The sequence below is a fragment of the Rheinheimera sp. genome, assembly GCF_037442525.1.
Lineage (GTDB): Bacteria > Pseudomonadota > Gammaproteobacteria > Enterobacterales > Alteromonadaceae > Pararheinheimera.
Genome location: NZ_JBBIQD010000013.1, coordinates 1 through 24725 on the forward strand (window position 1 = coordinate 1; position 24725 = coordinate 24725).

General features: G+C 49.0%; 29 protein-coding genes. 20 read left to right on the forward strand and 9 right to left on the reverse strand.

Annotated features, from left to right (window positions below; all coding sequences use genetic code 11):
• Positions 1-629: 629 nt before the first annotated feature.
• The 3 genes from WKJ03_RS15510 to WKJ03_RS15520 all read right to left on the reverse strand — a co-directional run bounded on the left by WKJ03_RS15510 (position 630) and on the right by WKJ03_RS15520 (position 2739).
• Positions 630-851 carry a hypothetical protein gene (locus tag WKJ03_RS15510; RefSeq protein ID WP_337843145.1) on the reverse strand — a complete coding sequence of 74 codons (222 nt, stop codon included), beginning with the start codon at positions 849-851 and terminating at the stop codon, positions 630-632.
• A 328-nt stretch (positions 852-1179) separates the two neighbouring features.
• The gene (locus WKJ03_RS15515) at positions 1180-1530 is read right to left on the reverse strand and encodes a hypothetical protein (protein ID WP_337843146.1); all 351 of its coding nucleotides are present in this window, start codon (positions 1528-1530) and stop codon (positions 1180-1182) included.
• 9 nt (positions 1531-1539) lie between these two features.
• Positions 1540-2739: a phage/plasmid replication protein gene (locus WKJ03_RS15520; protein ID WP_337843147.1), complete on the reverse strand. Its 1200-nt coding sequence runs from the start codon at positions 2737-2739 to the stop codon at positions 1540-1542.
• Between the two features lie 349 nt (positions 2740-3088).
• Between WKJ03_RS15520 and WKJ03_RS15525 the strand changes: the two genes are divergently transcribed.
• Positions 3089-3439, forward strand: coding sequence for a hypothetical protein (locus WKJ03_RS15525; RefSeq protein WP_337843148.1), 351 nt, complete (start codon positions 3089-3091; stop codon positions 3437-3439).
• A gap of 23 nt (positions 3440-3462) precedes the next feature.
• On the opposite strand, the gene WKJ03_RS15530 is transcribed toward WKJ03_RS15525, so the two are convergent.
• On the reverse strand, positions 3463-3834 hold the full coding sequence (locus tag WKJ03_RS15530; RefSeq protein WP_337843149.1) for a DUF3693 domain-containing protein: 372 nt from the start codon (positions 3832-3834) through the stop codon (positions 3463-3465).
• 121 nt (positions 3835-3955) lie between these two features.
• On the opposite strand from WKJ03_RS15530, the gene WKJ03_RS15535 reads away from it, so the two are divergent.
• The 8 genes from WKJ03_RS15535 to WKJ03_RS15570 all read left to right on the forward strand — a co-directional run bounded on the left by WKJ03_RS15535 (position 3956) and on the right by WKJ03_RS15570 (position 8411).
• Entirely contained in the window at positions 3956-4396 is a 441-nt protein-coding gene (locus WKJ03_RS15535) for a hypothetical protein (protein WP_337843150.1), read from the forward strand.
• Positions 4393-4662: a hypothetical protein gene (locus tag WKJ03_RS15540; protein ID WP_337843151.1), complete on the forward strand. Its 270-nt coding sequence runs from the start codon at positions 4393-4395 to the stop codon at positions 4660-4662. The genes WKJ03_RS15535 and WKJ03_RS15540 overlap by 4 nt, the downstream gene beginning before the upstream one ends.
• Positions 4659-4934: a hypothetical protein gene (locus WKJ03_RS15545; RefSeq protein WP_337843152.1), complete on the forward strand. Its 276-nt coding sequence runs from the start codon at positions 4659-4661 to the stop codon at positions 4932-4934. The genes WKJ03_RS15540 and WKJ03_RS15545 overlap by 4 nt, the downstream gene beginning before the upstream one ends.
• 202 nt (positions 4935-5136) lie before the next feature.
• Positions 5137-6192: a phage/plasmid replication protein, II/X family gene (locus WKJ03_RS15550; RefSeq protein WP_337843153.1), complete on the forward strand. Its 1056-nt coding sequence runs from the start codon at positions 5137-5139 to the stop codon at positions 6190-6192.
• Positions 6193-6206: 14 nt separating this feature from the next.
• Entirely contained in the window at positions 6207-6572 is a 366-nt protein-coding gene (locus tag WKJ03_RS15555; RefSeq protein ID WP_337843155.1) for a DNA-binding protein, read from the forward strand.
• 71 nt (positions 6573-6643) lie between these two features.
• Complete coding sequence (locus WKJ03_RS15560; RefSeq protein WP_337843156.1) at positions 6644-7027, forward strand: hypothetical protein; 384 nt, start codon at positions 6644-6646, stop codon at positions 7025-7027.
• 128 nt (positions 7028-7155) lie between these two features.
• Positions 7156-7389, forward strand: a complete 234-nt coding sequence (locus WKJ03_RS15565) for a major coat protein (protein ID WP_337843157.1) — start codon at positions 7156-7158, stop codon at positions 7387-7389.
• 17 nt (positions 7390-7406) lie between these two features.
• Positions 7407-8411 carry a hypothetical protein gene (locus WKJ03_RS15570; RefSeq protein ID WP_337843158.1) on the forward strand — a complete coding sequence of 335 codons (1005 nt, stop codon included), beginning with the start codon at positions 7407-7409 and terminating at the stop codon, positions 8409-8411.
• A 103-nt stretch (positions 8412-8514) separates the two neighbouring features.
• On the opposite strand, the gene WKJ03_RS15575 is transcribed toward WKJ03_RS15570, so the two are convergent.
• From WKJ03_RS15575 to WKJ03_RS15585, 3 genes are read right to left on the reverse strand one after another with little or no spacing between them, the layout of a single operon-like run.
• Complete coding sequence (locus WKJ03_RS15575; protein WP_337843159.1) at positions 8515-9579, reverse strand: ArsO family NAD(P)H-dependent flavin-containing monooxygenase; 1065 nt, start codon at positions 9577-9579, stop codon at positions 8515-8517.
• A 34-nt stretch (positions 9580-9613) separates the two neighbouring features.
• Positions 9614-10324, reverse strand: coding sequence for an arsenical resistance protein ArsH (gene arsH / locus WKJ03_RS15580; RefSeq protein ID WP_337843160.1), 711 nt, complete (start codon positions 10322-10324; stop codon positions 9614-9616).
• A 23-nt stretch (positions 10325-10347) separates the two neighbouring features.
• Entirely contained in the window at positions 10348-10722 is a 375-nt protein-coding gene (locus tag WKJ03_RS15585; RefSeq protein ID WP_337843161.1) for a metalloregulator ArsR/SmtB family transcription factor, read from the reverse strand.
• A 154-nt stretch (positions 10723-10876) separates the two neighbouring features.
• On the opposite strand from WKJ03_RS15585, the gene WKJ03_RS15590 reads away from it, so the two are divergent.
• The 9 genes from WKJ03_RS15590 to WKJ03_RS15630 all read left to right on the forward strand — a co-directional run bounded on the left by WKJ03_RS15590 (position 10877) and on the right by WKJ03_RS15630 (position 18744).
• Positions 10877-11302, forward strand: coding sequence for an arsenate reductase ArsC (locus WKJ03_RS15590; RefSeq protein WP_337843162.1), 426 nt, complete (start codon positions 10877-10879; stop codon positions 11300-11302).
• A 17-nt stretch (positions 11303-11319) separates the two neighbouring features.
• Positions 11320-11667 (forward strand): metalloregulator ArsR/SmtB family transcription factor, encoded by a 348-nt coding sequence (locus WKJ03_RS15595; protein WP_132583480.1) that lies wholly within the window; start codon positions 11320-11322, stop codon positions 11665-11667.
• A gap of 62 nt (positions 11668-11729) precedes the next feature.
• Positions 11730-12206 carry an arsenate reductase ArsC gene (locus tag WKJ03_RS15600; RefSeq protein ID WP_337843163.1) on the forward strand — a complete coding sequence of 159 codons (477 nt, stop codon included), beginning with the start codon at positions 11730-11732 and terminating at the stop codon, positions 12204-12206.
• Positions 12207-12235: 29 nt separating this feature from the next.
• A complete protein-coding gene (gene arsB, locus WKJ03_RS15605; protein ID WP_337843164.1) occupies positions 12236-13255 on the forward strand; it encodes an ACR3 family arsenite efflux transporter in 1020 nt (339 codons plus the stop codon).
• Positions 13256-13289: 34 nt separating this feature from the next.
• Entirely contained in the window at positions 13290-13775 is a 486-nt protein-coding gene (locus WKJ03_RS15610; RefSeq protein ID WP_337843165.1) for a tyrosine-protein phosphatase, read from the forward strand.
• Positions 13776-13866: 91 nt separating this feature from the next.
• Complete coding sequence (locus tag WKJ03_RS15615) at positions 13867-14868, forward strand: ArsJ-associated glyceraldehyde-3-phosphate dehydrogenase (RefSeq protein WP_337843166.1); 1002 nt, start codon at positions 13867-13869, stop codon at positions 14866-14868.
• Positions 14869-14914: 46 nt separating this feature from the next.
• Positions 14915-16114 carry an organoarsenical effux MFS transporter ArsJ gene (gene arsJ / locus WKJ03_RS15620; RefSeq protein ID WP_337843228.1) on the forward strand — a complete coding sequence of 400 codons (1200 nt, stop codon included), beginning with the start codon at positions 14915-14917 and terminating at the stop codon, positions 16112-16114.
• A gap of 275 nt (positions 16115-16389) precedes the next feature.
• A complete protein-coding gene (locus tag WKJ03_RS15625) occupies positions 16390-17874 on the forward strand; it encodes a SulP family inorganic anion transporter (protein ID WP_337843229.1) in 1485 nt (494 codons plus the stop codon).
• Between the two features lie 15 nt (positions 17875-17889).
• Positions 17890-18744: a universal stress protein gene (locus tag WKJ03_RS15630; RefSeq protein WP_337843167.1), complete on the forward strand. Its 855-nt coding sequence runs from the start codon at positions 17890-17892 to the stop codon at positions 18742-18744.
• Positions 18745-18867: 123 nt separating this feature from the next.
• Here WKJ03_RS15630 and WKJ03_RS15635 read toward each other — a convergent pair whose 3' ends face one another.
• On the reverse strand, positions 18868-21873 hold the full coding sequence (locus WKJ03_RS15635; RefSeq protein ID WP_337843168.1) for a Tn3 family transposase: 3006 nt from the start codon (positions 21871-21873) through the stop codon (positions 18868-18870).
• A gap of 18 nt (positions 21874-21891) precedes the next feature.
• Positions 21892-23133 carry a site-specific integrase gene (locus WKJ03_RS15640; RefSeq protein ID WP_337843169.1) on the reverse strand — a complete coding sequence of 414 codons (1242 nt, stop codon included), beginning with the start codon at positions 23131-23133 and terminating at the stop codon, positions 21892-21894.
• Positions 23134-23393: 260 nt separating this feature from the next.
• On the opposite strand from WKJ03_RS15640, the gene WKJ03_RS15645 reads away from it, so the two are divergent.
• Both WKJ03_RS15645 and WKJ03_RS15650 read left to right on the forward strand, forming a co-directional pair.
• The gene (locus tag WKJ03_RS15645; RefSeq protein WP_337843170.1) at positions 23394-24401 is read left to right on the forward strand and encodes a DNA-binding protein; all 1008 of its coding nucleotides are present in this window, start codon (positions 23394-23396) and stop codon (positions 24399-24401) included.
• Between the two features lie 25 nt (positions 24402-24426).
• The gene (locus tag WKJ03_RS15650; RefSeq protein ID WP_337843171.1) at positions 24427-24636 is read left to right on the forward strand and encodes a hypothetical protein; all 210 of its coding nucleotides are present in this window, start codon (positions 24427-24429) and stop codon (positions 24634-24636) included.
• The last annotated feature ends 89 nt before the right edge of the window (positions 24637-24725 follow it).

A 24725-nucleotide genomic window follows, 5' to 3' on the forward strand; every position in this document is an offset into this window, starting at 1 on the left:
ATCACCGCCATCACCCCCATCACCGCCATCACCGCCACACATAGAGCCAATGCAATCATCGTCATCATCTGGCGGGGTATCACACTCAGGGCCACCGCCACCCGTCAGGATGTCACAGTTGAGTGGGCAGTTCGCAGGGTCATTACCGGGAGCCGGGGAACCGTCAGAGCATTGAGGAGTGGGGCAACTCGACGGGAGCGCCGACGGAGGAAATTCAGAGCAGTCTTTTGATACAGGAGTGGAACCAACAACAAAGGACCAAACAGAATACCCAGACTTACAGCCCGCAGTCGTATGACAATAGGAATAATTAATCCTATTGCCGGAGTAAGACAGCAAAGTGCGCGAAGTGATGGAGCCACCAGTCAAATCCATACCGCTCAGCACCTCAAACACATACGGATAAGCCACGGAGGAATCGCAGGGGGCAGAGGTCAAAGGCAAAGCACTAGTGGGCCAATAGATAGCGCACATCTGTACACTATCAGCCTCTGAATCAAACGATAAAAAAAGCCCTAATAAAAGGGCAATTAGGGCTTTGAACTGCATGGAGTAGTCACCTTATGAGTCAAAAACAATCCAGAGACACATAAGGCTGACAATGATGTAAACATCGTCAGCCGTCATGATTAGCTAAAAATCGCAGCTTTAACCCACTTGAAAATCACGGCAGCGAAGGCGGCCGCAATCAGGGCACCGCCAACCAGCGAAATATCCCCGATGATTTCATCTTTCCAGTCACTAACAGCCTGACTGTCAACAGCCGCAAATACAGGGCTGGTGACAATACTGGCACCCACAACAACACCAGCCGCAGCCAGTTTCTGTTTGAAAATAGATAACTTTTTCATAGAGATTTACCTTTGATTGAGTAAGAAACGGACCAGCAATCGAATTCCCCAAGCTGTCAGAAGGGCCAAAATGATTGCTGGCAACATTTGGGAAAAGTCAGCCCAGGTGAGATACACACGCTGAACGACTTCGACCCAAATCAGGGGCTCAGGGCAGGTGCCGGAAATGGGTTCGACAGGGCACACCTGCTGGTACTGGGCCATTATTTTTTACCTGGGACTGGCGCAAAAAGGGAGTAACCAAAAGCCAGGCCGCAGACGAAGCAACACGCACCGAACAGCAACACGATACGGTTGATTTCGATAGATGCGACGTTGAAGTCCATGGTTAACTTGCCTTCAACTGCGCTTTAGGTTCTGGGATGGCAGCGTCAAAGACCGTGAAGGTCATTTGTTCAACGCCGCCTTTTTTAACGATTTCCATGACACCTTCAAACTCAGTCGGCTGAAGGTAGATGCGGGTAAAGGCCTCTTTAAGGCGTTTGGCCAGTGCGACGTTTGGCTTACCTGTGTCACGGACTATCAGGTTCACTTTTACGACTGGCGAACCAATGCCAACATTGTCATTGATGCCGGTGTCTCTGGTGTACGGGTTGCAGACTTCCATGTTGGCCCAGACCATATCGTTGGTAGCGCCTGCTGAAACGTTGATAGGGACGTAAGTTGCTTTGATCAGCATGATATTTCCTTAAGCGGCTTTACCGCCTTTAATGACGCCCAGAATGGGCGCGGTTGTGGCATGGCGATACCAGCTGGGCGCAGAGAAATCGTCCAGGGTGATAACGCGGTTACGTTTAATCATCGGCACAATGCTGCGCGACGGGTTGAACGGGACAGATATGTCTACACCCAGCTTCAAAAGACGGGCTCTGTGGACGTAGTACTGGCTGCTTTTTTTCATGGTGTCTAAGTCGAAGGACTGGCCCCCGTGGAGCCACTTCATCGCATAACACTCTGTTGCATTCGCGGCCTGACGCGACTTCACCACTTTCCTGTCAATGAGCTGGTCGGCAATGGTTTGATAGTCCACTGTTGATACCTCCAGCGTTTTGCACAATGTTTCCAGCGTTACCATTGTGTGGTGGTTCACCAGCTGTTCTAACGAGACAAAGCCGTAATAACACAGGTCATATCGGGACAGTTTCTTCCACTTCCATGAGTGCTCTTCACGCACTACACCAGAGGCCTGACACATTTCCTTGATATGACGGTAATACTCGCAATCGTCTTCATTAGCGCCGGTAAGGTTCCGGTTTTCTTTGTCGATAAGGTCGACGGCCTTTATATAAATCTTGGTGTAGTCCCAGCTGGAACCACGGCCACAACGGGAACCTGTCCATTCCAGGGTTGCACCGTTGGGGTATAAAAACGGCTTTTTGCCATTGGGCAGGGATAGGGTGGCGACAGCGCGCAAGAAGTCATACTCCTGCTGGTAACCAACGGCGTGATTTTTGGTGATATCTACGTGTTTAATCACGGCGCCGGTGTAATGTTTTTTCTGCTTCTGGTTTTCTTTACCCATCAGGAATTCAAAGCGGCCGGTAGTGAACGGGGGAATTCCGAGCTGATTTAACAGCCGGTTGTAAACCTGGACGCACTCTTCAATGGTGGTAAAACCAAACAAGTTTTCTGGGCGGCCAAAGCGGCTGGGATTGCCCTCGACGCGAACGCGCTGACCATCAACAGTGATTCTGATACTGGTGCTGTAGCTGGCCTGAAACTGCTCTTTGAATTTCTTCGGTCTGGCTTCGGTGGTTTCACCTGTGAGTTGGTCAAACTCCAGATACATGCGCTGACCGATGTTAATCATGTCGGGATGCACTTGCTCCATGACCAGGCGGTCAATGAACCAAGGGCAAAATTCGGTGATGCCAGGCGTTTTTTTCATGCGCCTGGACCTGTGGTTACGTGATTTTTGACGTAAGGGGCTGGTTCGGTACGTGAAAAGTTACGTACCTGGTGGCAGCAAAAGCAGCATTCATCAGCATAGAAAAACCCCTTGCAGTCAGTGCAGAACACTTTTAGCGGGTGCAGGTCTAAGGCTGCATCTGCCTGGTTCTGTGCTGAATGTAAGGGGTAGTTCGCCATAACTTCCTTGTACTTCCTGCCTAATGGGTAAAAGAGTTAACTTGTCGTTACTGACAAGTATTTTGATCAGGGGATTAGAGCTTGTCAAGCGAGACAAGTTTTAGGGTGCTAGAATCAGCGTCAAATCAAGAGGCTAGGTAAAAATGCAGATGCCAGAGAATTACAGTTACGCCCTAATTGAACTGTTCAAACAGAAGAAAGGCATAACAAAAAACCGTGATGTAGTTGCGCTACTGGACGGTATGAATGAGGGAAACCTCAGCAACATTAAAGCTGGGAATAGACACTTAACCCCAGAACAAGGTCTGTACATTGCAGAACAATGCGGACTGGACATTGGTGAAGTGTTGGTAAAACTGGATATGGAGCGGGCCAAGAGCCCAGCAGTACAAGAGGCGCTGTCTAGTCTTTTAAAGCGGATAGCGGGAGCCGTGGCAGTAATCAGTCTGAGCATGGGGCTGATAATGACACCGGTGAGTGAAGCTAAGGCTTCCGCATAATTTCAGATTTAACATAATGGGAATTATGCGATGTTTCGTGAACGCCTCAAAAACACTAGTTTTCCTGTGTTTTGATTAGGGCTGATGCTCAGGCCGACCGCGAACACTAACGCCAGTCCGTGGCCGAACAGCTTTTTTGCCAGTTCAGCCCATGCGGTTTTGCCTTGCTCGGTTTTAGCCGTTTCAGCAGATAGCCGCACCAAGACTTCTTGAATGTTCAGTTGGCACTGCTCAGCAATCCATACCGCTTGTTCTTCTGTAAGCCAATGCTTGCCAGATTTAATATCCGATAATCTGCCTTGGCTTAACTTTGGTATAGCTTTACTAGCCACCGTGTCGCTGCCGATTCCTGCAACTTTTTTATATTCCTGAACAAGCTCGTAGCTGTAGTTCATTTTTCACCCTGCCATTGACAATCACAAATTTGTGATTTTAAAATGTATCCACCAATCACATTTTTGTGATTGCCTGTAGACAAAAACCTGAATCCGTTGAGTATACACAAGGGCCGCAACCATGAACATCAACGAGTTAGAGCAACTTCACCAATCAGGCGCATTGCGTCGGGTGGCATTCCACAGAACTTTTAATCACCGTCAGCTGAAAGTGAATCAGGTCTTTGTCACTTTCGTTACCGAGCAAGCTTCTGGTAGCTATGGTGAGGTCACGTTTATGCTGGAACACTCGGCACTTACTTCGGAACTGCTGACCCGCCAACTGTTGGACAACGCTGGTGTGCCCTACTCCTTTTCTGACCTGACAGCTCCTTTGGGTCAACCGAACAACACCACCCCCGATGAACAGCACAGCGGCCCTACTCGGGGTGCTGGTGTTTCATTCATGAAGCCATGCGGGGTTTGTGGAAAACAAGATTTTGATGATTCCCGCAGCTGCATGAATCCAGCCGTTTACACAGCTGCTGGTGACTGGCATTGTTTATTGCAGGTGGCGTCATGAGTCGCCAAAAAGCCCCAGATTTGCCCGAAGTCATTTGCTTAGATGGTCGTAACCATTTTGTTTCATTGTTACGGCCAATTCTTGGTTTGCATGACGCTACCCCTACATTTCAAGCCTATGTATATACAGAAGTTATACAGCACTGTTCTCGTGCTGATATTCCTTTTCTTGAAATGACTGTGGCCGATTTATTGAATTGTACTGAGCTGGCTTCAGCTCGTTTTAAGTCTGACTTTTTCCCTCAATTGGTGGAGAAAAATTTATGAACCACATCATAGCCATTCGCCCCAATCAGCCAATAAAGCTGATCACCAAACGCGACAACCCCGCCGCTGCAAAATCCGTTGCTATTGGGTTGAATTTGCTTTCAGAAGAACAACGCCAAAACGCCATTTTTAAAGCTATTCCGTCAGGTTTTGCTTACTGCAACCTGTGCGGGAAGTGTGACAACTGGGATTCACCTGAAGGTTGCAAAAGCTACGTTAGCCCTCAGGACTGGGCCTGCACCCTTCAACCAACTGCACTGGTGGCTGAATGACTAGCCGCAACCAACCCTATGAAAGCGCCCAAAAACAGCGCGGCCTCGTCAAAGTTACCCTATGGGTTCCGGCGTCATCAGCGCCTGTTTTAAAGCTGGCCGTTAGTCTTTTAGTTGATAACCCAGATTTGTCTTTGTCCGTTTTACGGCACACCAAAACTGGTCGGTTTGTCAGCATAGAACAACCGTCACTGGTGACGCTATGAGCTTAATGATTGACTGGCAAACCTGCCTTATACCGTTACGCCATAAGCGCATTCACAACGGTCATTTGTTTAACGTCGATGCAGCTGGTGAGCTGCGCTGGGAAGTTGCACAGGCTCGTCAGCTACAAGGCTCCTACGAAAGCAGCTGTCAGGTTAAAAGCAATGACTTGGTGATGCTGCCGAACTGTAACCATGAACCGGAGTACGCAGACACTCTGTACCTGCATGGCAACCCGACCAAATTTCTACAGGGTCACAACATTGTAGGCACCTCAGACCTCAACCAGCTAACCCTTGCATGGGTGAAAGCTATTGGTAAAACCGTTGGTTTTGAAGTGGATGTTTTTACCGAAAAACGCATTTTGTCCGGCGACTACATAGTTAAGCGTTTGGACCTCAACGCAGCCTTTGAGCTGCCTTCATTTTCTGATGTACGGGCATATCTGGACGCCCAATCAGTAAAGACCAAAACCCGTCACGGCCGTTCTACGGTCAAGAAAGGAACGGTTTATTTCGGCCAGCATTCACGCCGTTGGTCCGTAAAGATGTACAGCAAATTTGAAGAAATTATTGAAGGGAAAAAGGGCCACAGAGTACCGCCCCAAATCCTGAATTCACCACTTGTTCCATGGACGGAAAACAAGGTGCGTATTGAGTTGGTGTTAAGGGCTGCCGAACTCAAGAAATTAGCCGGAACTGATGACGTAAAGGCCCTGCATCTTCTGCAAATTGGTTTGCAGAACATCTATCAAAATTACTTAGGCAGGCTAGATATGACCGCAAATATTCAACTCAAAGATGAGCAGCTTTTAAAACTGCCTCGCAAAGTCCAAGGCACGTACAGCCTTTGGTCACAGGGCCATGATGTTCGCTCAATGATGGCTGTCGCTACCTTTTACCGCCATAGGGATGAATTAAAACCCTTCGGTATTGATATTTCACTGCCGTATGACGGTGAAAGCAAAAGCTCCAACGTCGTTCCACTGCTGCGCGTTTTAGACGCCCAGCCTTGTTCAATTCCTGCTGATTTTCAGCGTTATATCGTTCATTAAGAAGGGTCGCAATCATGCAACAAATTAAATTCACTGGCTTAGCGTTAATCGGTACTTACATGGGTGTCAGACAGCGCCAAATCACTAATCGAGCAACAGGTGAGGTTTCTACCATTGCCGAAGCTGGTTTTTCTACTTTGCTGGATAACGGCTTTGGTGGCGTAACTGAAGAAATTACCATGGTCAGTCTTTCCAAGGCTCAAATGGTTGATGGCACCAGTTCAAAGCTGCAACCCTTTATTGGCAAATCAATCATGGTCCCTGTGTGGGTTCGTTCCTATCCGCTCCAGGGCGGAAAGGCTGGCCAGAACATTTACCTTTCAAACGACTGGCATTCACAGGTTGTTGTTCTTCAGGAACCAGCTGCCAAAGCCTCTTAACCCCGTTTCCTTTGCCCCTATCCGTCTGCCCCTTTTGGGGTAGATGGATAGGGCAAAGATAAGGCTAATCCATGAAATATTTAGTTTTTTTAGCACTCATCCTGTCAGGTCATGCGTTTGCTGAATGTTTTGTGCCAATTCCTCCGGAAAGCTCTTATATCCTGAATTGCCCATTTGATCCCGGCACTACTGGCGGCTATCCAAATCAGTGTTCTGGTGGCGGTCGGACATGGATAGATTTTACCGGCACTTTAGTTCCTACCATTGACCCACTTGAAACCTGTAGCGGTTACTGGATATCAACCGCTGAACAGGTCACCAGCGGTACTGGCGGTTCTGATACGTCCGCTCCTGTCGTTCAGGCAATAGAGCAATCAACTCTCGCAATCACAACCGCTTTGGCGTGTGTGTGTTTCTTCTTGGGACTCAATTCATGGGAGGCATCAGCTAAATGATTACTCCCGTCGAAACGTCTGCGTTCGTTATGGGTGCAGGTGCAATTGGGTGGTGCTTAGGTGCCACTTTCTACGCTTTCAGGCGCTTTGTCTGGAAGGCAATTAATTAAACCTTTAAGGAGTTCTATATGAACAATGCAATGAAATTACGTACAAAACTGGGTGTTGCCGCTGTGGCTATTGTTGGCGTGACAGCTCCTGCTCATGCCGCTCTGTCACAGGCCATTACTGATGCGTTTGATGCCGTCAGTTCTGATGCTGCTTCGATGGGCGATTTGGCTTGGCCTATCGTTGTTAGCATCACGCTGACCATCGTGGGCATCGGCCTGTTTAAGAAATTCATCGGCAAAGCTGCCAGCTAAGGCACAGAGGCCGCCGCATGAAATCAACGCTTCCTGCCAAGTTAGCCATCGTCTTATCGGTGGCCTCTTTTTACTCGCTTGCTGATTGTTCTTCTGTTGCTGGTAATTCAGTTTCTTCCATTTCTTTTTTTGGCTCCCAGTCATGCCCTAACACAACAGCTATGACTGTTTCTGGCGTCCAGTGCGCTTTAACAAAGGGTTCTGGCTTTAACTGTATTACAGAATCCAATGATTCTTTTGGCGGTCCTTACGTTTACACTGGTTCTGTGTATTCCGGTGATAATGGTGGTTCCTCTGGTGATGGTTCCATTAAACCCATCGGTTCCGGTGTGGAAAATAATTACGATATTGTGGGAAGTACAGCGTCTCCAGCGTCGTCAGGCAGTGTTGAGAATGCGTTCGTTCAAGCTCAGTCCCGTAATTATCAGATGTTAACGAATTTGCAGTCTAATCTCTTGTCGCGTATTACCTATGACAATTCCCAGCTTAAAAGTAAGGTTGTAAACGAATTAAGTTACACGCGCTCAGATATTCAATACCTTTCTGCTGAAGTTCGTGAAGCACGCAACGAAACCTTAGAATTGCATCAGTCAGCTATGCAATCTGTCGTTGATTCGTTGGCTTTACAAGATGAAACGCTTGGTTCTACATACGTCACTGCACAGGACACCTTGCGCGCAGTAAATAATTTAACTTCACAGACTGGCGGTTCTTTAAATGCTGTTAACCAGCAAATCGGCGGCCTTCGTTCTGACCTCGGACGTATTGAGGGTGGCATTGCACGTATTGAGGCTAATGCCGCCAGTAAATTCGACGTGTCTCAGAGTGAAAACAATATTACTTCACAAATGGGCGAGCAGTTCGGCCAGATAATGAGCGGCATTTACAGTACCTGGACACCTACCATTCAGAAAGTTGATGATGCCTATGCGGCTTTATCTGACCAGATTGCCAATGTTGCAGTTGGCCCTGATGCAGAGTTGCACGAAAAGGTTGATCAGGAGGGTCCAACGGGATTCTGAATTTTTTTCACAAAAAGTGATTTAAGTTATTGTTATAAATAAACTAAATCTGAGTAAAAACCTGTGATTTTGAGGTGTTTTGGCTACCCGAGCGTCTTTCAGCTTACTGACAAGATTGTCTTATATAGTCCACTAGCTTTGGAATATTGTCTCTGGCGCTCCGGCCTGCGCCAATCAATGTCGCTGAACCTGGACTCACCCAGTCTCCATACCCAAACAGCCAGAGTCTGGGTTCTTTTATTGCTTGTCCATCTTGGTTCAGCACTTTGCCATCGTCTTCCAGAATTCCTAATGCTGCCAAATGGCTTAGCTCAGGTTGAAAACCAGTGCACCAAATCACGGCATCAAACGCCTGTTCTGTGCCGTCCGACCATACAACACCTGTCTGTGCGAAATGGGTAAACATGGGCTTTGCTTTTAACACACCACGGTCTCGGGCTGCTTCTACGGGAGGCACCATGACGATGTCACCAATTCCTCCCACTGGCTGATCAGTCGTTTGGCCTGTGATCCTCGCCGTCGCACGTTCAAACAGCACCCTGCCATCGACCTCATCAGGCAGAAATTGAGGGGCTTCACGAGTGACCCATATTGCCGTTGTTACCTCGTCCAGTTCAGCAAAGATCTGGGCTCCAGAGTTGCCGCCGCCAACGACCAAAACGTTTTTCCCACGATAATACTCAACTCCTTTATAAGACGCTGAGTGGCACATTTCTCCTAAGAATGCCTTTGCCCCTGGTAGTTCTGGGACTACAGGATGGCTCCAGTTGCCTGTTGCACTGATCACTGTTTTTGCCAGCCAACTGTACTTGCCATCGCTCACCTTAAGACAGTTGTGTTGCGTATCCCGCAGCACAGTCTTTACGTGATGTGGCCTATAGATAGGTAACTGATAGCGTTTTTCATAACGCTCCAGATAGGCGATAACATCATTTCTGTGGGGGTAAACATCTGTTTTACTTGTCGAAAACAGGATACCAGGTAACGAGCTGTAAAGCGCCGGTGAGAACAATCTTAAGGATGGCCAGGTATGATTCCACGCGCCGCCTGCTGTCGCTTGGTTGTCCAGGATGATAAAGTCCAGACCAGCCCGGCGCAGGTAGTACCCCGCAGACAGTGCCGCTTGGCCACCGCCGATAATCACTACATCAAAGATTTTAATTGCCATAGTCAGCCCGTTTTCCCTTTGTACAAAGATGCCATCAGATAGATGCCTGGTTGACTCTTTTCATCAGCTCTTCAGCGGACTCTTTTCGTTCGGAGTATCTGTCTGTTAAGTAGTCACTGCGATCTCGTGTCAGAAGCGTGAACTTCACCAATTCTTCCATTACATCCACAATGCGGTCGTAATACGGCGATGGTTTCATCCGGTCGTTGTCATCAAACTCGTTAAATGCTTTTGCGACAGACGATTGATTAGGGATAGTCAGCATACGCATCCACCGTCCCAGTATGCGCATCTGATTGACGGTATTAAACGACTGGGAACCACCACAGACTTGCATTAACGCCAGCGTTTTACCTTGTGTAGGCCTGACCGCTCCCATCGACAAGGGGATCCAATCAATTTGCGCTTTCATGATGCTAGTCATTGCACCATGGCGCTCCGGTGAGCTCCAGACCATGCCTTCACACCACTGGGTCAGTTCCCGCAGCTCCACGACCTTTGGGTGAGATGTATCTTCAGCATCAGGCAAAGGCAACCCCCGTGGGTTAAACATCTTTGTCTCGGCCCCCATCGCCTCTAAAATTCGTGACGCTTCCTCTGCGGCTAATCGGCTAAATGATCGCTCTCTGAGTGATCCATACAGCAATAAAATACGTGGTTTGTGTGTCGCTGGCGTACCAGCAAAAACGAGCTCATTAGATGGTACGGTAAATACATCTGTTTTAATGTTCGGTAGATGATCCATAACATTCTCTTTTTCTTGAGGGTTTAACGACAACAGCCTGATGGCTCTAAAGGACAACAGAGACCATCTTTTTGAGCAGACGCTTGGTACTGGAGGCCAATGGCGGTTAGAAACTCACACAGGGGCGCTAAACGTTTTACGCCTAGTGAGTAACAAATGCGGGGGTGTTCAATTTCTCCCACCACCACTCCGGCCTCTTTCAGAATACGAAGGTGTTCGGAAACCGTAGATTGAGCCAGACCCAACTCCTGCGTAATTTCACCGCCGATACAGCTGCTTCGGCTGAGCAACAACCGAACAATCTGCACCCGCGCCGGGTGTGCAAGGGCCTTCGCTATTGTTGCCAGTTCTTCGTTGGACGCCAGTTCTGATGGCGATACTGTTTCTGTGTTTTCCATCTTCATCACTCAATATCGTTAATCGACGATTAACAGAGGCTAAGCGCCTTTTTATCCATTGTCAAATCACGATGGCAGCCCATCAGCGGCAAACAACTTATTGACATACGAAAAAACATATATATGATCCAGCGTATATCTTAAGGAGCACATGATGTCTAAACCACACCTAATCTTCATTTGTACGGAGAACTCCGCACGGTCATTGATGGCTGAAGCGATAGCAAAGCACAATTTTGGGGATCGCTTTGAAGTTGCAAGTGCAGGTACTGATCCCCAACATCCGGATATACGGGCGATGGAAGCCATCAAACGTCATGGCCTTTCTGTGGAAGGACTTCGCTCAAAATCGCTGGACGAGTTTGCGGGGCTGACTATGGACTACGCCATTATTTTGTGCAGTAAAGCAAAACAGGAATGCTCAGAAGGACTGCCTGCGAAACACATCATGGCGTGGGATTTTCCCGATCCTAAACTGGGAGCCTCTGACAAAGCCTATGACACCACCATGCATGAATTAAGTGAACGTATCAAAATGTTTGTATTGCTGTATGACAAACAACGCTCCGATAAACCGTAATGAAGTGTGAGGTCCTGATGGAACCACTAGAGTTCTTCAAACTGCTTGCCGATGAAACCCGTTTGCATTCCATGTTGTTAATTGCTCAAGAGGGCGAGTTGTGTGTCTGCGAACTCACCACAGCACTGAATGAGACACAGCCCAAAGTGTCCCGTCATCTGGCCATGTTAAGAAAATCTCATGTGCTGTTGGACCGCAGGCAAGGTCAATGGGTGTTTTACCGGCTCAACCCTGAACTGCCGCACTGGGCCAAGCAAGCCATTGTGCAGACACTTGAACAAAACCAGGTACTCATTCAACCCTTGATGAAAAGCCTGTGTTCCATGGGCGATAGACCTGAACGAGCGGCAGCCTGCTGCCCTTAGGATCTGTCTGCATAGATGTGCAACCACGAGGTGTGGTGCGTGTTGGTCAATCTGAGGTCACTATGAATATTCTGTTTTTATGTACCCACAATTCCTGTCGTAGCATTCTTGCCGAAGCACTCACCCGGCATCTGGCCCGCCAGTCCGGTCATGAAACACCCGTTGTTGTAGCAAGTGCAGGCAGTTCGCCGCGAGGCTTCATTCATCCGCTGACGTTGCAGTACTTATCACAGTGGTCAATCGCCACGGATGACCTTCAGAGTAAAAGTTGGGATGAGTTGACCGAGTTTCATCCAGATGTAGTGATCACGGTATGCGATCAAGCCGCCGGAGAATCCTGTCCTGTTTGGTTTGGCCGTGCAGTCAAAGGACATTGGGGCTTGCCCGATCCAACCCGTGCGGGTTTGACGCCAACACAAGTGGACACCGAGTTTCAGCTACTGTTGGACGTACTGACGAAACGGTGTGAGGCACTGCTGCGATTACCGCAGTTCGACCAGGCAGCCGTCGCTGCTATTGCCGACTCTTACCCGTTGTAAGCCAGACCGACTAAATTTGAGGAGTATTCATGGGCTTGTTTGAACGTTATTTATCGGTGTGGGTTGCCCTCGCGATGGCGGTTGGCGTGATTGCCGGCAATCTGGTCCCCGGTGTATTTCAGATGGTGGCGTCACTTGAATATGCACAGGTGAACTTCGTTATTGCCCTGTTTATTTGGGTTATGATTTACCCGATGATGGTGCAAATTGATTTTAGCGCCATCAAAGACGTCAGCAAAAAGCCCAAAGGTATCGTACTGACCTTAGTGGTGAACTGGCTTATCAAGCCGTTCACCATGGCATTGCTAGGCTGGTTATTTTTCCGTTACTTATTTGTCGATTGGGTCGATCCACAAACGGCAACAGAGTACATCGCAGGCATGATTTTACTGGGCGTGGCACCTTGTACTGCCATGGTCTTTGTCTGGAGTCAGCTGACCAAGGGAGATCCGAACTACACCCTGGTACAGGTCTCTGTGAACGATATCATCATGATTTTTGCTTTTGCTCCTATCAGTGCGTTGCTTTTAGGCGTCTCCGACATCACCGTGCCTTGGTCTACGCTGCTGTTATCCGTCGCACTGTATGTGCTGCTACCCCTGTTAGCTGGGGTCTGGACCAGACGCCTGTTTGCCAGAAAAAACATGGACGACTTGTCTGCATTACTTACGCAAATTAAACCCTGGTCTATCTTCGGCTTACTGGCGACCGTGGTCTTGCTCTTTGGGTTTCAGGCGCAAACCATTTTAAGTCAACCACTGGCCATTGTACTGATCGCTATCCCGTTGTTACTGCAAACCTACGGCATCTTTGCACTGACGTACCTGGCTGGCTACAAACTGCATTTACCGCACAACATCGCAGCGCCTGCTGGAATGGTCGGCGCAAGTAACTTTTTCGAGCTGGCAGTGGCCGTGGCTATTTCACTGTTTGGCCTGAACTCTGGCGCAGCATTGGCCACAGTGGTTGGTGTCTTAGTAGAAGTGCCGGTGATGTTGTCACTGGTATGGTTTGCGAACCGGACTCGCCACTGGTTTCAACTCAACTGATTAACCCTGTTTATGATCCAAGAAGGACAACACGATGTCACATCCCTATGACGAATTAGCGCTTGAAGGCGCAGCAGCCCTGATCTTCACCCCGTGCCCAGGCACCAAAGGCGAATCGCTCAATGCATCACTGCACACGTTAAAACAGGCCGGTGCATCCGCCATCATTACCTTAATGCCAACCGAAGAAATGGAACGTAATGCGGTTACAGATTTACCAGCACTCTGCGCAGAGCTTGGGTTGGCATGGTTTCAATGCCCGATTGAAGATGATCACGCGCCACTTTCAGACTTTGCAGCAGCCTGGCAGCAGTATGGCCCAGCGGTCCATCAGTTATTAAAAGACGGTAAAAAAGTCGCGATCCACTGCAAAGGCGGCTCAGGCCGGACCGGCTTAATGGCGGCTCAAATCATGGTAGAGCGTGGCGTTGAGAAAGAACGGGTCAAACAGCGAGTACAAGCACTACGACCCTTTGCATTGACGCTAAAACCTCATGAAGAGTATTTCAACGCGCTCTGAGCTATTAAATGATGCTCAGAGAAAAATAAATAGTACGTATGAACATCCGCCATGGCGAGAAAAGCCGCCAGTCGGTGATGAAGGAATGGATATGAAAATTAAGATCGGTATTAACGGGTTTGGTCGTATTGGCCGTTTAGCCTTGCGTGCGGCATTTGACTGGCCTGAGTTTGAGTTTGTGCAGATCAACGACCCTGCTGGGGATGCGGTAACATTTGCGCATCTGCTGAACTTTGACTCTGTGCATGGCCGCTGGCACCACGAGGCGACAGCAGATGGCAACACAGTCGTGATCCACGCACAACGTATTGCTGTGACACACAACAAAGCCATTGCAGACACGGACTGGTCGGGTTGTGATCTTGTGATAGAGGCCTCCGGCAAGATGAAAACCAAAGCACAGCTTCAGGCTTATCTGGATCAGGGGGTTAAACGGGTTGTGGTGAGTGCTCCTGTGAAAGAAGCCGGAGTCTTAAACGTCGTGATGGGTGTCAATCACCAGCTGTTTGATGCAAAGGCACATCCAATAGTTACAGCGGCCAGCTGTACCACCAACTGTTTAGCGCCGGTTGTGAAAGTCATTCATGAGCAGCTTGGTATTAAACATGGTTCGATCACGACCATTCACGATCTGACCAACACACAATCTATTTTGGATACGCCACATAAGGATTTGCGCCGTGCCCGTGCCTGTGGCAGCAGTTTAATTCCAACCACCACAGGCTCTGCCACCGCCATCACAGAGATATTCCCTGAACTCAAAGGCCGATTAAATGGCCATGCTGTCCGTGTGCCGCTGGCCAATGCTTCGTTGACTGACTGCGTATTTGAAGTAGAACGCGCCACCACCGCAGAGGAAGTCAATCAACTGCTGAAAACGGCGTCAGAAAACGAACTGAACGGCATTTTAGGCTATGAAGAACGACCACTGGTGTCTGTCGATTACAAAACCGATCCACGCTCAAGCATCATTGATGCCTTGTCCACGATGGTTGTGAACGGTACTCAGGTCAAAATTTATGCCTGGTATGACAACGAATGGGGGTATGCGAACCGTACTGTGGAATTAGCCCGGATGGTCGGTAAAGCATAAGGAGTATGGCGTGACTCATCAACCTCTGACAAAACCTGTGAACACACTGAGTACTGAGTTAAAGCAATACTTTGTTGTCACGGGCAATTACTGGGCCTTTACGCTGACCGATGGTGCACTGCGAATGTTGATCGTGCTGCATTTCTATCAGTTGGGGTATACGCCACTGGCCATCGCCTCATTGTTTTTGTTCTACGAGTTTTTTGGGGTGGTGACTAACTTGGTCGGAGGTTGGTTAGGCGCCCGGCTGGGCCTGAATAAAACCATGAATATTGGTTTATTTTTGCAGGTGTTTGCGCTGGCCATGTTACTGGTGCCCAGTGAGCTGTTGACCGTTGTCTGGGTGATGGCGGCACAGGCGATGTCCGGCATTGCCAAAGATCTGAACAAAATGAGTGCAAAAAGCTCACTGAAACTGCTTCTTCCGGACAGTGCTCAGGGCGCGTTATACAAGTGGGTGGCTATCCTGACCGGCTCTAAAAATGCACTCAAAGGCGTTGGCTTTTTTCTGGGGGGTGTCTTATTGACCTGGCTGGGCTTTCAGGGCGCGATTGCCGCAATGGCCGCTATGCTGGCGTTGGTCTGGCTGCTGAGTGTGCTGCTACTTAAAAAAGATCTTGGCAAAAGCTCATTCAAACCCAAATTCAAAGATCTGCTGTCAAAAAGCGCCACCATTAATCAACTCTCGGCTGCCCGATTGTTCTTATTTGGTGCGCGTGATGTCTGGTTTGTAATTGCGCTGCCGCTTTATTTGTCTTCCCAGTTCAGCTGGACTCATGCAGAGGTCGGTTCGTTTTTAGCGCTGTGGGTGATTGGCTATGGCGCTGTACAAGCCTTCGCTCCCTCTATCACAGGAAAAAAATCGGGCAAAGTGCCCAATGCAAGCACGGCGCTGCTCTGGGCGGGTTTACTGTGCAGCATCCCTTTACTGATAAGCATAGGGATGGCCTACACCCTTTATCCACTGTGGAGCCTGATCGGCGGTTTGATGCTCTTCGGAGCGATTTTTGCGGTGAACTCGTCTTTGCACAGCTACCTGATAGTCAGTTCTGCCGGACGGGATGGCGTCTCACTGGATGTCGGTTTTTATTACATGGCCAACGCGATGGGTCGTTTAATCGGCACGGTCTTATCGGGCTGGGTGTATCAGGCGCAAGGCCTACAAGCCTGTTTGTGGGTATCGAGCGCATTCCTTGGCTTGACGGTTATGATCACTTTACTGTTAAAAACATCGGATAAGATGTAATTCGAGATAGCGAACATACTTTGCTCGCTACATGGATCTGGCTGCGCACTTTTAAACTTTTACTGGCCTTTAGCTGCCTAAACCGCTAGAATGCCGCCCGAATTTTGAACAAAAGCAAAAAACAAGCCAAGAGGATGAGCCGGTGTAATTAGCGAACAACACAAAACAGATTTGCAAAATAAAGTTAGGTTTGAACCATGCGTGCAAACTTTAAATGCAATACCTGTGGTGTTTTGCTGGTTCATATCGGATTTCTAAAACTTAATGGATGTTTTATGCTTAATACTTTTAAGCAGCATTGGCTTTCCAATATCAAAGGAGATGTCTTAGCTGCCATCGTTGTTGCTTTAGCCCTCATTCCTGAGGCTATCGCTTTCTCTATCATTGCAGGTGTGGACCCTAAAGTGGGTTTGTATGCCTCCTTCGCTATCTGTGTTCTTATTTCCTTGACTGGTGCTCGACCCGGCATGATTTCAGCCGCAACTGGTGCTATGGCGCTGTTGATGGTTGTTCTGGTCAAAGAGCATGGCTTGCAGTATTTGCTGGCGGCAACGCTGCTGACGGGTATCATCCAAATTGTATTTGGTTTCCTGAAGTTAGGTAATCTTATGCGGTTTGTGTCCAGATCAGTGGTCACAGGTTTTGTGAATGCGCTAGCCATTCTTATCTTCCTCGCTCAGTTACCTGAACTCTCCGGTGAATACGGCTCCGTCACTGTGTATGGCTTAACCGCTTTAGGTCTGGCTATTATCTATTTGTTTCCCTATCTGACGAAAGCAGTCCCATCGCCACTGGTTTGTATCGTGGTGGTGACATCGGTTGCTCTCTATTTTGGTTTGGATGTACGTACCGTCTCGGATATGGGCGAATTACCGGATAGCCTGCCGATTTTCTTATGGCCTGAAGTACCACTGAACTTTGAAACGCTGAAGATTATCTTTCCTACGTCTATGGCATTGGCCGTTGTGGGTATTCTTGAGTCGCTGATGACCGCAACCATCGTGGATGATCTAACCGATACCAAAAGTAACAAAAACAAAGAATGTGTGGGTCAGGGAATAGCCAACATTGGCTCTGGTTTAATTGGTGGTATGGCTGGTTGCGCCATGATTGGCCAGTCAATTATCAACGTCAAATCAGGTGGCCGCACTCGTCTGTCCGCACTGCTAGCTGGCGTCCTCTTGCTGGTGATGGTGGTGTTTCTGGATGCATGGGTTGGCATGATCCCGATGGCAGCTCTGGTTGCCGTCATGATCATGGTATCCATTGGCACGTTCAGTTGGAGTTCGGTGAAGGATTTGAAAAAGAATCCGGTCAGTTCAAGCATCGTCATGGCTGCGACAGTAATAGTTGTTGTCGCCACTCATAACCTGGCGTGGGGTGTGTTGGTTGGCGTGATCTTAAGTGCAATATTCTTTGCTAATAAAGTCGGACAAATCCTTTATGTGGGGTCAGAACTGAGCAGCAACGAAAAACACAGAACCTACAAAGTTGTGGGTCAGGTATTTTTCAGTTCCGCAGAGCAATTTGTTGACTCCTTTGATTTCAAGGAAGCCATTGAATCGGTGCAAATTGATTTGAGTCGCGCCCACTTCTGGGACATTACCGCTATCAGTTCATTAGACAAGGTCGTGATTAAGTTCCGTCGTGAAGGTACAGATGTTGAGTTGCTTGGCCTCAATGAAGCCAGTGCCACTCTGGTGGACAAGTTTGCAGTACACAATCAGCCTGATGCAATAGAACGGCTGATGGGACACTAACGGGGAGTACATAAAATGACTAAAAAAGTAATAGCCGGTATTGACTCATCACCTTACGCAGAAGCCGTATGTGACTATGCAAGCTGGGCAGCACAACGCCTTAACGTGACCATGTCAGTGCTGCATGTGCTGAGCAAAACACAACAACAGGACACCAGCGATTTCAGTGGCAGTATTGGGCTCGGTGCTCAGGAAGCCTTGATGGAAAAGCTGGCTCAACTGGATGCCGAGCGCGGCAAGCTGGCGTTGGAGCGTGGTCGTATTATGTTGGATGCAGCTCGCGCCCGAGCTATCGCCGCAGGGGTTGAACAGGTTGAAGAGCGCTTACGCCATGGCGACTTTGTAGAAACTGCAATAGAACTGGAAGAAGAAACCCGTTTACTGGTAATGGGAAAACGCGGAGCCAGCAGCGCTGACGCTCATGGCCGATTAGGTTTACAGGTTGAACCTTTGATCCGGAACGTTCATAAACCAGTGCTCTTGACCCAACAGAAGTACAAGGAGCCTCAGAAGGTGATGCTGGCTTATGATGGCAGCGCGACGGCTCTTAAAGGCTTAGAAATGCTCGCCGGAAGCCCTTTAGTCAAAGGTTTACCTGTGCATTTGGTGATGGCAGGCGCTGATGTAGATGCAACAAGAATACAGATGGAGCAAGCGGCCAGCATTTTGCGCAAGTCAGGCTTCAACACCACCATAGCTATTGTTGCAGGTGAACCAGAAACGGTGCTGCATCAGTATCAGCTGCAACATGATATTGATCTGATGGTGATGGGCGCATATGGTCACTCCCGCATCCGGCAATTTATCGTGGGTAGCACGACTACGGCGATGTTAAGCCATGCCAAGTGTTCATTATTGATCCTGCGTTAACACCTCAAGGGTCAGACAACTGGCCCTTGTTTATTCAGATGCTATGGATTTATTGAAGGCGAATTTCTGCATCGCCCGATGCTCTACCTCTAACATCTTCAAAGTAACAAACAAATATGACCATCATGGTTTTATTTTTTCATTGGGGATCTCTAATTGATAAACCATCGGTTCGATCGGTCGATTTACGTCAATATTGTAGTCACCAAACCGATTGATATATGACGTCCAGTAAGGCGCGAGGCACCCAAGTTGCTCCTGTGTGATTTCGTGGCCTTCTGCTGTGAGCTGTTTTAAGATCTGTGTCATTTTCGCGGTGGTGTACAAAATCACCATATTGGCCACCAGTTGGTTGTATTTCACTATTTTTTGCTGCTCATAGCGGATGTTTTCAGCGATGATCCGCTCACCGCCAAAGAACAGCCATTTCTTGTACTGATGAAATTCTTCCGTCTTGTTGGTTTCAGCATGAATAGTCTGACGCATGATGGGGTCATCGATGTAGTTCAGCAAGAAGATAGTCCGGATCACCTTCCCAAGCTCTTTGAAAGCAAAATACAGTTTGTTTTTGCGGCTGTACGTGCCTAAACGTTTGAGCAGTGTCGAGGGGGTGATCCGTCCCAGCTTGATAGAGACCATCACCCGGAGCATATCGGGCAAGTATTTACGAATAAGCTCAAAATCAATACTGCCGCTAAACAGTGAGTCAATGTGCTGATATTTGGCGTTCTTGTCAGGTCTGAAGAACCGCAAGTCGTGAATATTGCGAATGCGGGGCATCAACTTGATCCCAAGGAGATGCGACAATCCAAATACGGTGTAGCTTTGCGCGTGAGTGTCGCCATGCAGTGTATCAGGCTGAATGTCTGACTCATTTTTTTGCAGAACATCAAGGATATAGACCCCTTCATAGGTGCCACATGGAATAAAGTGGCTGAACAAGGCAATGTACGTATCCGAGACATGGTAATAGCCGATCCCGCCATACCCGCCGTAGCGGATGTGATACTGAGACATCATGTTTTGTTCGTACAGATCCCATTTGGTGCCATCGGCGGAAGCATGACTGCCGTCCCCCCAGAATTTGGGCAAATCAAACTGATTGTACGCATTGATCACTTTGGTGATGGCCTTTTCCAGTTTGACTTCGCTGACCTGTTTGATATTCAGCCAGGCCACCTGGCGTGGACTTAGTCCTTTAATCGATCGGGCGGTCTGGGTTGGCCCAAGGTTACAGCCATAGCAAAATAAAGTCGTAATAAAGCGGTACTGCGGGTTATCCAATCGGCTTTTGTTGCCGGAGTGCGGGTAAATAATTTTATGCAGATCCAGCCAGTGCTCTGTATCTGTCAGGATATCGACGATACTGGTGGTCTCTAATTTTCCGGTGATCAGCTCCTTCAGTGCTTCCACTTCGTTATCCGGCCGTTCTTTTTTGCCTTTTTTCAGGCTCAGTCGTCCGGATTTGAGCGTTGCACTGTCGTTGGCTGGAAACCGGGCATCCACCCGTTGAGCAGTTTCGGTCAGCAAGGTTTTTAACTGTTCAATAAATTCATCCGGCTTATTCACCGGGAGTTCTATTTCCTGGGCGTACCGATCAATTTCCTGCAGGTACTCTTCGACGCTGACAAATTCTTCACGGTGGTCGTAATATTCCTGGCCATGAAGCACATGCAGATCCCCAGACTCCAATTCCTGCTTGATCAGTGTCCATATCGCCAGCTCCAGATACTTTCTGTGGTATTTCACATCGTCGCTGTCGTTCGTTGGCGTGACTTTAATAAGCTTCGCCCATTGGGCAGGAAACAGCGGTGTCGGATCGGCGTCGCAGTACTCCAACACCTGCTCTGCGGAAATAAACTCTTTATGACTGTTTCGAAGGGCCAGAAGCAGACGAAGTAATTGTAACGAGCTGTCATCACTGGTAGCGCTTTGCAGTTGCAGCACATCCAGGCAGCGGTACATCAATCCTCGTTTCAACCGGTACGAGGTCAGCATAAAGGGATAAAAGTTGTTTCCTGAGTACGCCAGGTATTCATCACACCGCGACATCACCAACGTACTGCCGGGTTTCAGTGCTTCCCCGACCGCATCCAAGCGCTCGGTCTCAGAGCTATCCATTTCATACGCCACCGTCACGGCCCGGAGTGTCTGGATCAGATCCGTGACTTTTTTCTGTTGCTTCAGGATGTACTCATCCAGATTTTTTTGGGCCAGGCTCTCCATCTGGCGCAACATCCGGATGAGCATATTGGTCACATCGTCTAAAGCTTTGCCTTTTTGGCCTCGGATCAACAGCACAGCCAGCGCATAGCGCTTGGTGGGTTTGAGTTCCCGCATCTCCCGTACATCCAACGCCTGCGCTTCCGTCAGAAATTGCTTCAGTTTGACCGCAGGGATATGCACGTCCGGCATTTTTTCGGACAAATCCAACAGCCAGGCGACATGCTGCAGGTAAAAGTTAATTTCCTTGGCACCGGGTTTCTTTGGCTCCCGCTTGAGCTGCTGCCAGGCACTGTAACTTTGCTCGGTGTCTTTTTGCAGTAGCGTATCGATGTGCAACCGAGCCTCGGTGCTGAGACCTTCGGCAATGGTCTTAAAGTAAGCGGTGTTTACCTGATTGCGCATGAGCCGGGCAATGCGTTGCAGCTCAGAAAAACCAGGCAGTTCGTAGCAAAAGCGAACCAGCTCTTCCAGCATCACGTTGATAATGTCGGAGACATTGTCTTTGGTTTGCGCTGCTTTTCGTGCCACGTCCATCAACCATGGTTCATCTTCATCGGTGTACCGCCGCACACCCCGATTGGCCCGAATGTCATCCAGTTGCTTATACCGGCTGGCGGCGGTGCTGTACGTGGACCACTCCGCTTCAGTGGGCAGGCTGTGGACCCCGGCAAATTTCATCAAAAAGCGGATCAGTGGCAGTGGGAACTCTTTGGGCACCACAAAGTAACCCATCCGCTGGAAAAGCTTCAGGTGAATGAGAAAGCCGAGTCGGTGCAAAGGCTTGCGATACGCGCTGGCCCAGCTCAGTTCAAGATCGGTCGGTCGATAATGCTTTTCGAGTAAACGAGCGCTGTACTGCGTATCTAAGATGGGATACGCCGTATCCTGATAACCACCTTGCATCCGATGCGAACTCCTTCATTAATCCCAATAACGTCCTGACGCTGGCTCCGTCAGGGTGATCTCAATCATGCACTGGTGATCCTGAGCCATGCGATAGAGGCTCGCCAGGAGGTCATCAATACGTTCATCCAGTTCCGCATCGTGAGCAACCTGAAATGTCAGACGGTAACGATGATCCACTTCATCAATGCACTCCGCTTTGAGTGGTTTGAGGCAAAAGCGGTCTATTTTTTGGCGGACTTTCACCGGATCACGGCTATTTTTGTGGTACCGCTGCAAGCTGTAGCGAAGTTCCAGCTCGTGTGTACTCAACGTCTGCACAGGTGCTGGCTCCACCTCTGTGGGAGTAGTAGGTAAAAACGGCACCGGGCTATCCATGTAACGCATGGCGGAATTCAGATCTTTCCAGCCCACGTATTCCATCAATGCCTTGAGCGACCAGCCACTTTGACCGGCCCATGTGGCAAAGCCGCGGCGTAAGGAATGGGCGCTGTAGAGTCCTGCATCGGCGACTCCGGCCGCGATGAAGTTTTTGCGCAGCAGTGGCACAATATTTTTTGCGGTCAATGCCGCGTTGCCCAGATGGCCCCAGCGGTTGATACTGCGAAATACCGGCCCCTCGGTCAGACCAGCCACCGCCAGATAACGCTCGAGGGCCTGTACAGGACACAGCTGGGCTAAGGCCGGTAATCGATAGACTTCTCCTCGGTTGGTGCGATCTGTTTTGCTTCGACGAAGATAGATCTGCAGTCCTTCCCCTTTGACTAGCAGAAGATGCTCCACTTCCATCCGGCACAACTCATCGCCCCGAAAGCCACGCCAGAATCCAACCAAGATAAAGGCCCGGTCCCGGCAGCAGCGCAGCAACTCCGGTTGCTCATTCCCTTTAATGGCCAGGGCTTCGCGCTGATCCAGACTCCGGACGATCTGAGCCAGCGCCTCCAGTTGCAGAGGTTTGGCTTGTTTTTCACGGACGGGATGCAATTCACGGATCCCTTTGAGCACCTTTTTCACCATCGGCGCTTTGGTCGGATCGACAAAGCCTTGCTCACGGTGCCAGGCCGATAAGCCAGACAGTCGCTGCTTGAGTGTGTTGAAGGTTAACGAGGGTGCGTAGTGGGCCAGGTAGCGGCAGATCTCCGCGCTGGTTGTCGGCAGTAGCCCCCCGAACTGGGTTTCAAAATGTTCAACCGCCGCTTGATAACTGCGTCGGGTGTTGTCCCTTGTCGCGGCCTGCAGATACTGATCAATGGTGTTCACTACGTGAGTCGATCCCCATAACGGTGCCGTTGCTTGTTTTTCGTACGCCCACTATACGGGCTCGCTTTGATGCTTCGCAAGGGATTCTGTACGGAGTCCAAAAAATACGTATGGCGTAGGCCTACAGTTGACGCGGCTTACAGCTTAACAAGTAATAATCCATAATTATTACTTGTTATAAATGATGAAATTTTGACTATTTTTATTTTTGATTTAGTATGTATATACATATTACGTATTAGTACGAAATGGAGTTAATCATGGCCAGAACCGGGATCACCAAAGACGATGTAAAAGACGCCAGACAACGGCTGATAGACGAAGGTCAGTCGGTTACGTTGGATTCGTTGCGTATTGAGCTGGGCAATACAGGTTCCCGGTCAACCATACAGCGCTGGCTCCGAGAACTGGAGAATGACGATTCGACCTTGTTGCAGGATGAACAGCTTCTGACGGAGACGATCCAGACGACGGTGCTGCAATTGGCCAGACGACTGCAGGAAGAGGCTTTGGCTAAAGTGGAACAAGCAGAGGCTATGCATAAAACTGCCCAAGCGAATTGGCAGATGCTGGCTGACAACCTGCGTACACAAATTCAGGATTTGACGGCGCAAACCGAAGACCTGCAGCGAAAGCTCTCATCGTCCGAAGATAGCAATAAAAAGCTTCAGGAAGCCAGACAGCAAGATGCACTCACCATGGCGGAACTTTCTGGTGAAAATGTCCATCTGAAGAGTCTGCTCGCCACCAAGGATCAGCACATTAGCTCTCTGGAAGACAAACATCAGCATGCCAGACAAGCACTGGAGCATTACCGTGCTTCTGTCCAAACGCAACGTGAGCAGGACGTACAGCGCCATGAACACCAGATCCAGCAAGTGCAGGCGGAGCTTCGCCTGGCGCAACAAACTGTGATGGTGAAACAGCAAGAAGCCAGCACTCTTCAGGCGCAGATACAACAATTAACCGCCACGCTGCAGCATGTAGAGACTACCTCCGCGCAGTTAAAGGAGCAGCTGGGTAGTATTCAGACCGAGCGCCGTCAATTGGAGCGTCAGCTGGAGCATCGGGATACACTGTATGCTGAGCTGCAAAAGGCATTTGATGCGAAATGCCACGATGTACAGCAATTACAGGCCCATGTTTCGAGCGTGAAAACACAGGAAACGACCTGGTTGCAGGAAAAAGCTGCATTAACCGCGTCCTTGGCCACTCAGCAGCAACTTTGGCAGCAGTTGTCACGTAGCGCTACGGCACCTGCATCCTGATCATTATTACTTTGGAGTTATATTTATGGCCCTGACGGATGAACAATCACAAGAACTAATGGACGCCATCATCGAGAAATGTGAAACCATGGAGCTATCGCCGGAGGAAATCATCGACGGTTTAGGACGGGCGCTCATGAGCGCCACTATGGCCTTTGAAAAACAGTCAGCATCCATAACAGTCGAAGGCATAGGCTACTGCGATGTTGTTTTAGAAACCGCAAGTTCACAGTGAGTATGAAGCCAAGACACCGAGTAAAAAGATGGGTTAAATCAATTTATATATTTAATAATATCAATACCTTAAATCACTTTTTGTGAAAA

What these genes read in the sequence shown, in the direction of transcription:
- WKJ03_RS15510 (WP_337843145.1), bottom strand. Translation starts at nt 851, where the DNA reads ATGAAAAAGTTATCTATTTTCAAACAGAAACTGGCTGCGGCTGGTGTT.
- WKJ03_RS15515 (WP_337843146.1), bottom strand. Translation starts at nt 1,530, where the DNA reads ATGCTGATCAAAGCAACTTACGTCCCTATCAACGTTTCAGCAGGCGCT.
- WKJ03_RS15520 (WP_337843147.1), bottom strand. Translation starts at nt 2,739, where the DNA reads ATGAAAAAAACGCCTGGCATCACCGAATTTTGCCCTTGGTTCATTGAC.
- WKJ03_RS15525 (WP_337843148.1), top strand. Translation starts at nt 3,089, where the DNA reads ATGCCAGAGAATTACAGTTACGCCCTAATTGAACTGTTCAAACAGAAG.
- WKJ03_RS15530 (WP_337843149.1), bottom strand. Translation starts at nt 3,834, where the DNA reads ATGAACTACAGCTACGAGCTTGTTCAGGAATATAAAAAAGTTGCAGGA.
- WKJ03_RS15535 (WP_337843150.1), top strand. Translation starts at nt 3,956, where the DNA reads ATGAACATCAACGAGTTAGAGCAACTTCACCAATCAGGCGCATTGCGT.
- WKJ03_RS15540 (WP_337843151.1), top strand. Translation starts at nt 4,393, where the DNA reads ATGAGTCGCCAAAAAGCCCCAGATTTGCCCGAAGTCATTTGCTTAGAT.
- WKJ03_RS15545 (WP_337843152.1), top strand. Translation starts at nt 4,659, where the DNA reads ATGAACCACATCATAGCCATTCGCCCCAATCAGCCAATAAAGCTGATC.
- WKJ03_RS15550 (WP_337843153.1), top strand. Translation starts at nt 5,137, where the DNA reads ATGAGCTTAATGATTGACTGGCAAACCTGCCTTATACCGTTACGCCAT.
- WKJ03_RS15555 (WP_337843155.1), top strand. Translation starts at nt 6,207, where the DNA reads ATGCAACAAATTAAATTCACTGGCTTAGCGTTAATCGGTACTTACATG.
- WKJ03_RS15560 (WP_337843156.1), top strand. Translation starts at nt 6,644, where the DNA reads ATGAAATATTTAGTTTTTTTAGCACTCATCCTGTCAGGTCATGCGTTT.
- WKJ03_RS15565 (WP_337843157.1), top strand. Translation starts at nt 7,156, where the DNA reads ATGAACAATGCAATGAAATTACGTACAAAACTGGGTGTTGCCGCTGTG.
- WKJ03_RS15570 (WP_337843158.1), top strand. Translation starts at nt 7,407, where the DNA reads ATGAAATCAACGCTTCCTGCCAAGTTAGCCATCGTCTTATCGGTGGCC.
- WKJ03_RS15575 (WP_337843159.1), bottom strand. Translation starts at nt 9,579, where the DNA reads ATGGCAATTAAAATCTTTGATGTAGTGATTATCGGCGGTGGCCAAGCG.
- arsH (WP_337843160.1), bottom strand. Translation starts at nt 10,324, where the DNA reads ATGGATCATCTACCGAACATTAAAACAGATGTATTTACCGTACCATCT.
- WKJ03_RS15585 (WP_337843161.1), bottom strand. Translation starts at nt 10,722, where the DNA reads ATGGAAAACACAGAAACAGTATCGCCATCAGAACTGGCGTCCAACGAA.
- WKJ03_RS15590 (WP_337843162.1), top strand. Translation starts at nt 10,877, where the DNA reads ATGTCTAAACCACACCTAATCTTCATTTGTACGGAGAACTCCGCACGG.
- WKJ03_RS15595 (WP_132583480.1), top strand. Translation starts at nt 11,320, where the DNA reads ATGGAACCACTAGAGTTCTTCAAACTGCTTGCCGATGAAACCCGTTTG.
- WKJ03_RS15600 (WP_337843163.1), top strand. Translation starts at nt 11,730, where the DNA reads ATGAATATTCTGTTTTTATGTACCCACAATTCCTGTCGTAGCATTCTT.
- arsB (WP_337843164.1), top strand. Translation starts at nt 12,236, where the DNA reads ATGGGCTTGTTTGAACGTTATTTATCGGTGTGGGTTGCCCTCGCGATG.
- WKJ03_RS15610 (WP_337843165.1), top strand. Translation starts at nt 13,290, where the DNA reads ATGTCACATCCCTATGACGAATTAGCGCTTGAAGGCGCAGCAGCCCTG.
- WKJ03_RS15615 (WP_337843166.1), top strand. Translation starts at nt 13,867, where the DNA reads ATGAAAATTAAGATCGGTATTAACGGGTTTGGTCGTATTGGCCGTTTA.
- WKJ03_RS15625 (WP_337843229.1), top strand. Translation starts at nt 16,390, where the DNA reads ATGCTTAATACTTTTAAGCAGCATTGGCTTTCCAATATCAAAGGAGAT.
- WKJ03_RS15630 (WP_337843167.1), top strand. Translation starts at nt 17,890, where the DNA reads ATGACTAAAAAAGTAATAGCCGGTATTGACTCATCACCTTACGCAGAA.
- WKJ03_RS15635 (WP_337843168.1), bottom strand. Translation starts at nt 21,873, where the DNA reads ATGCAAGGTGGTTATCAGGATACGGCGTATCCCATCTTAGATACGCAG.
- WKJ03_RS15645 (WP_337843170.1), top strand. Translation starts at nt 23,394, where the DNA reads ATGGCCAGAACCGGGATCACCAAAGACGATGTAAAAGACGCCAGACAA.
- WKJ03_RS15650 (WP_337843171.1), top strand. Translation starts at nt 24,427, where the DNA reads ATGGCCCTGACGGATGAACAATCACAAGAACTAATGGACGCCATCATC.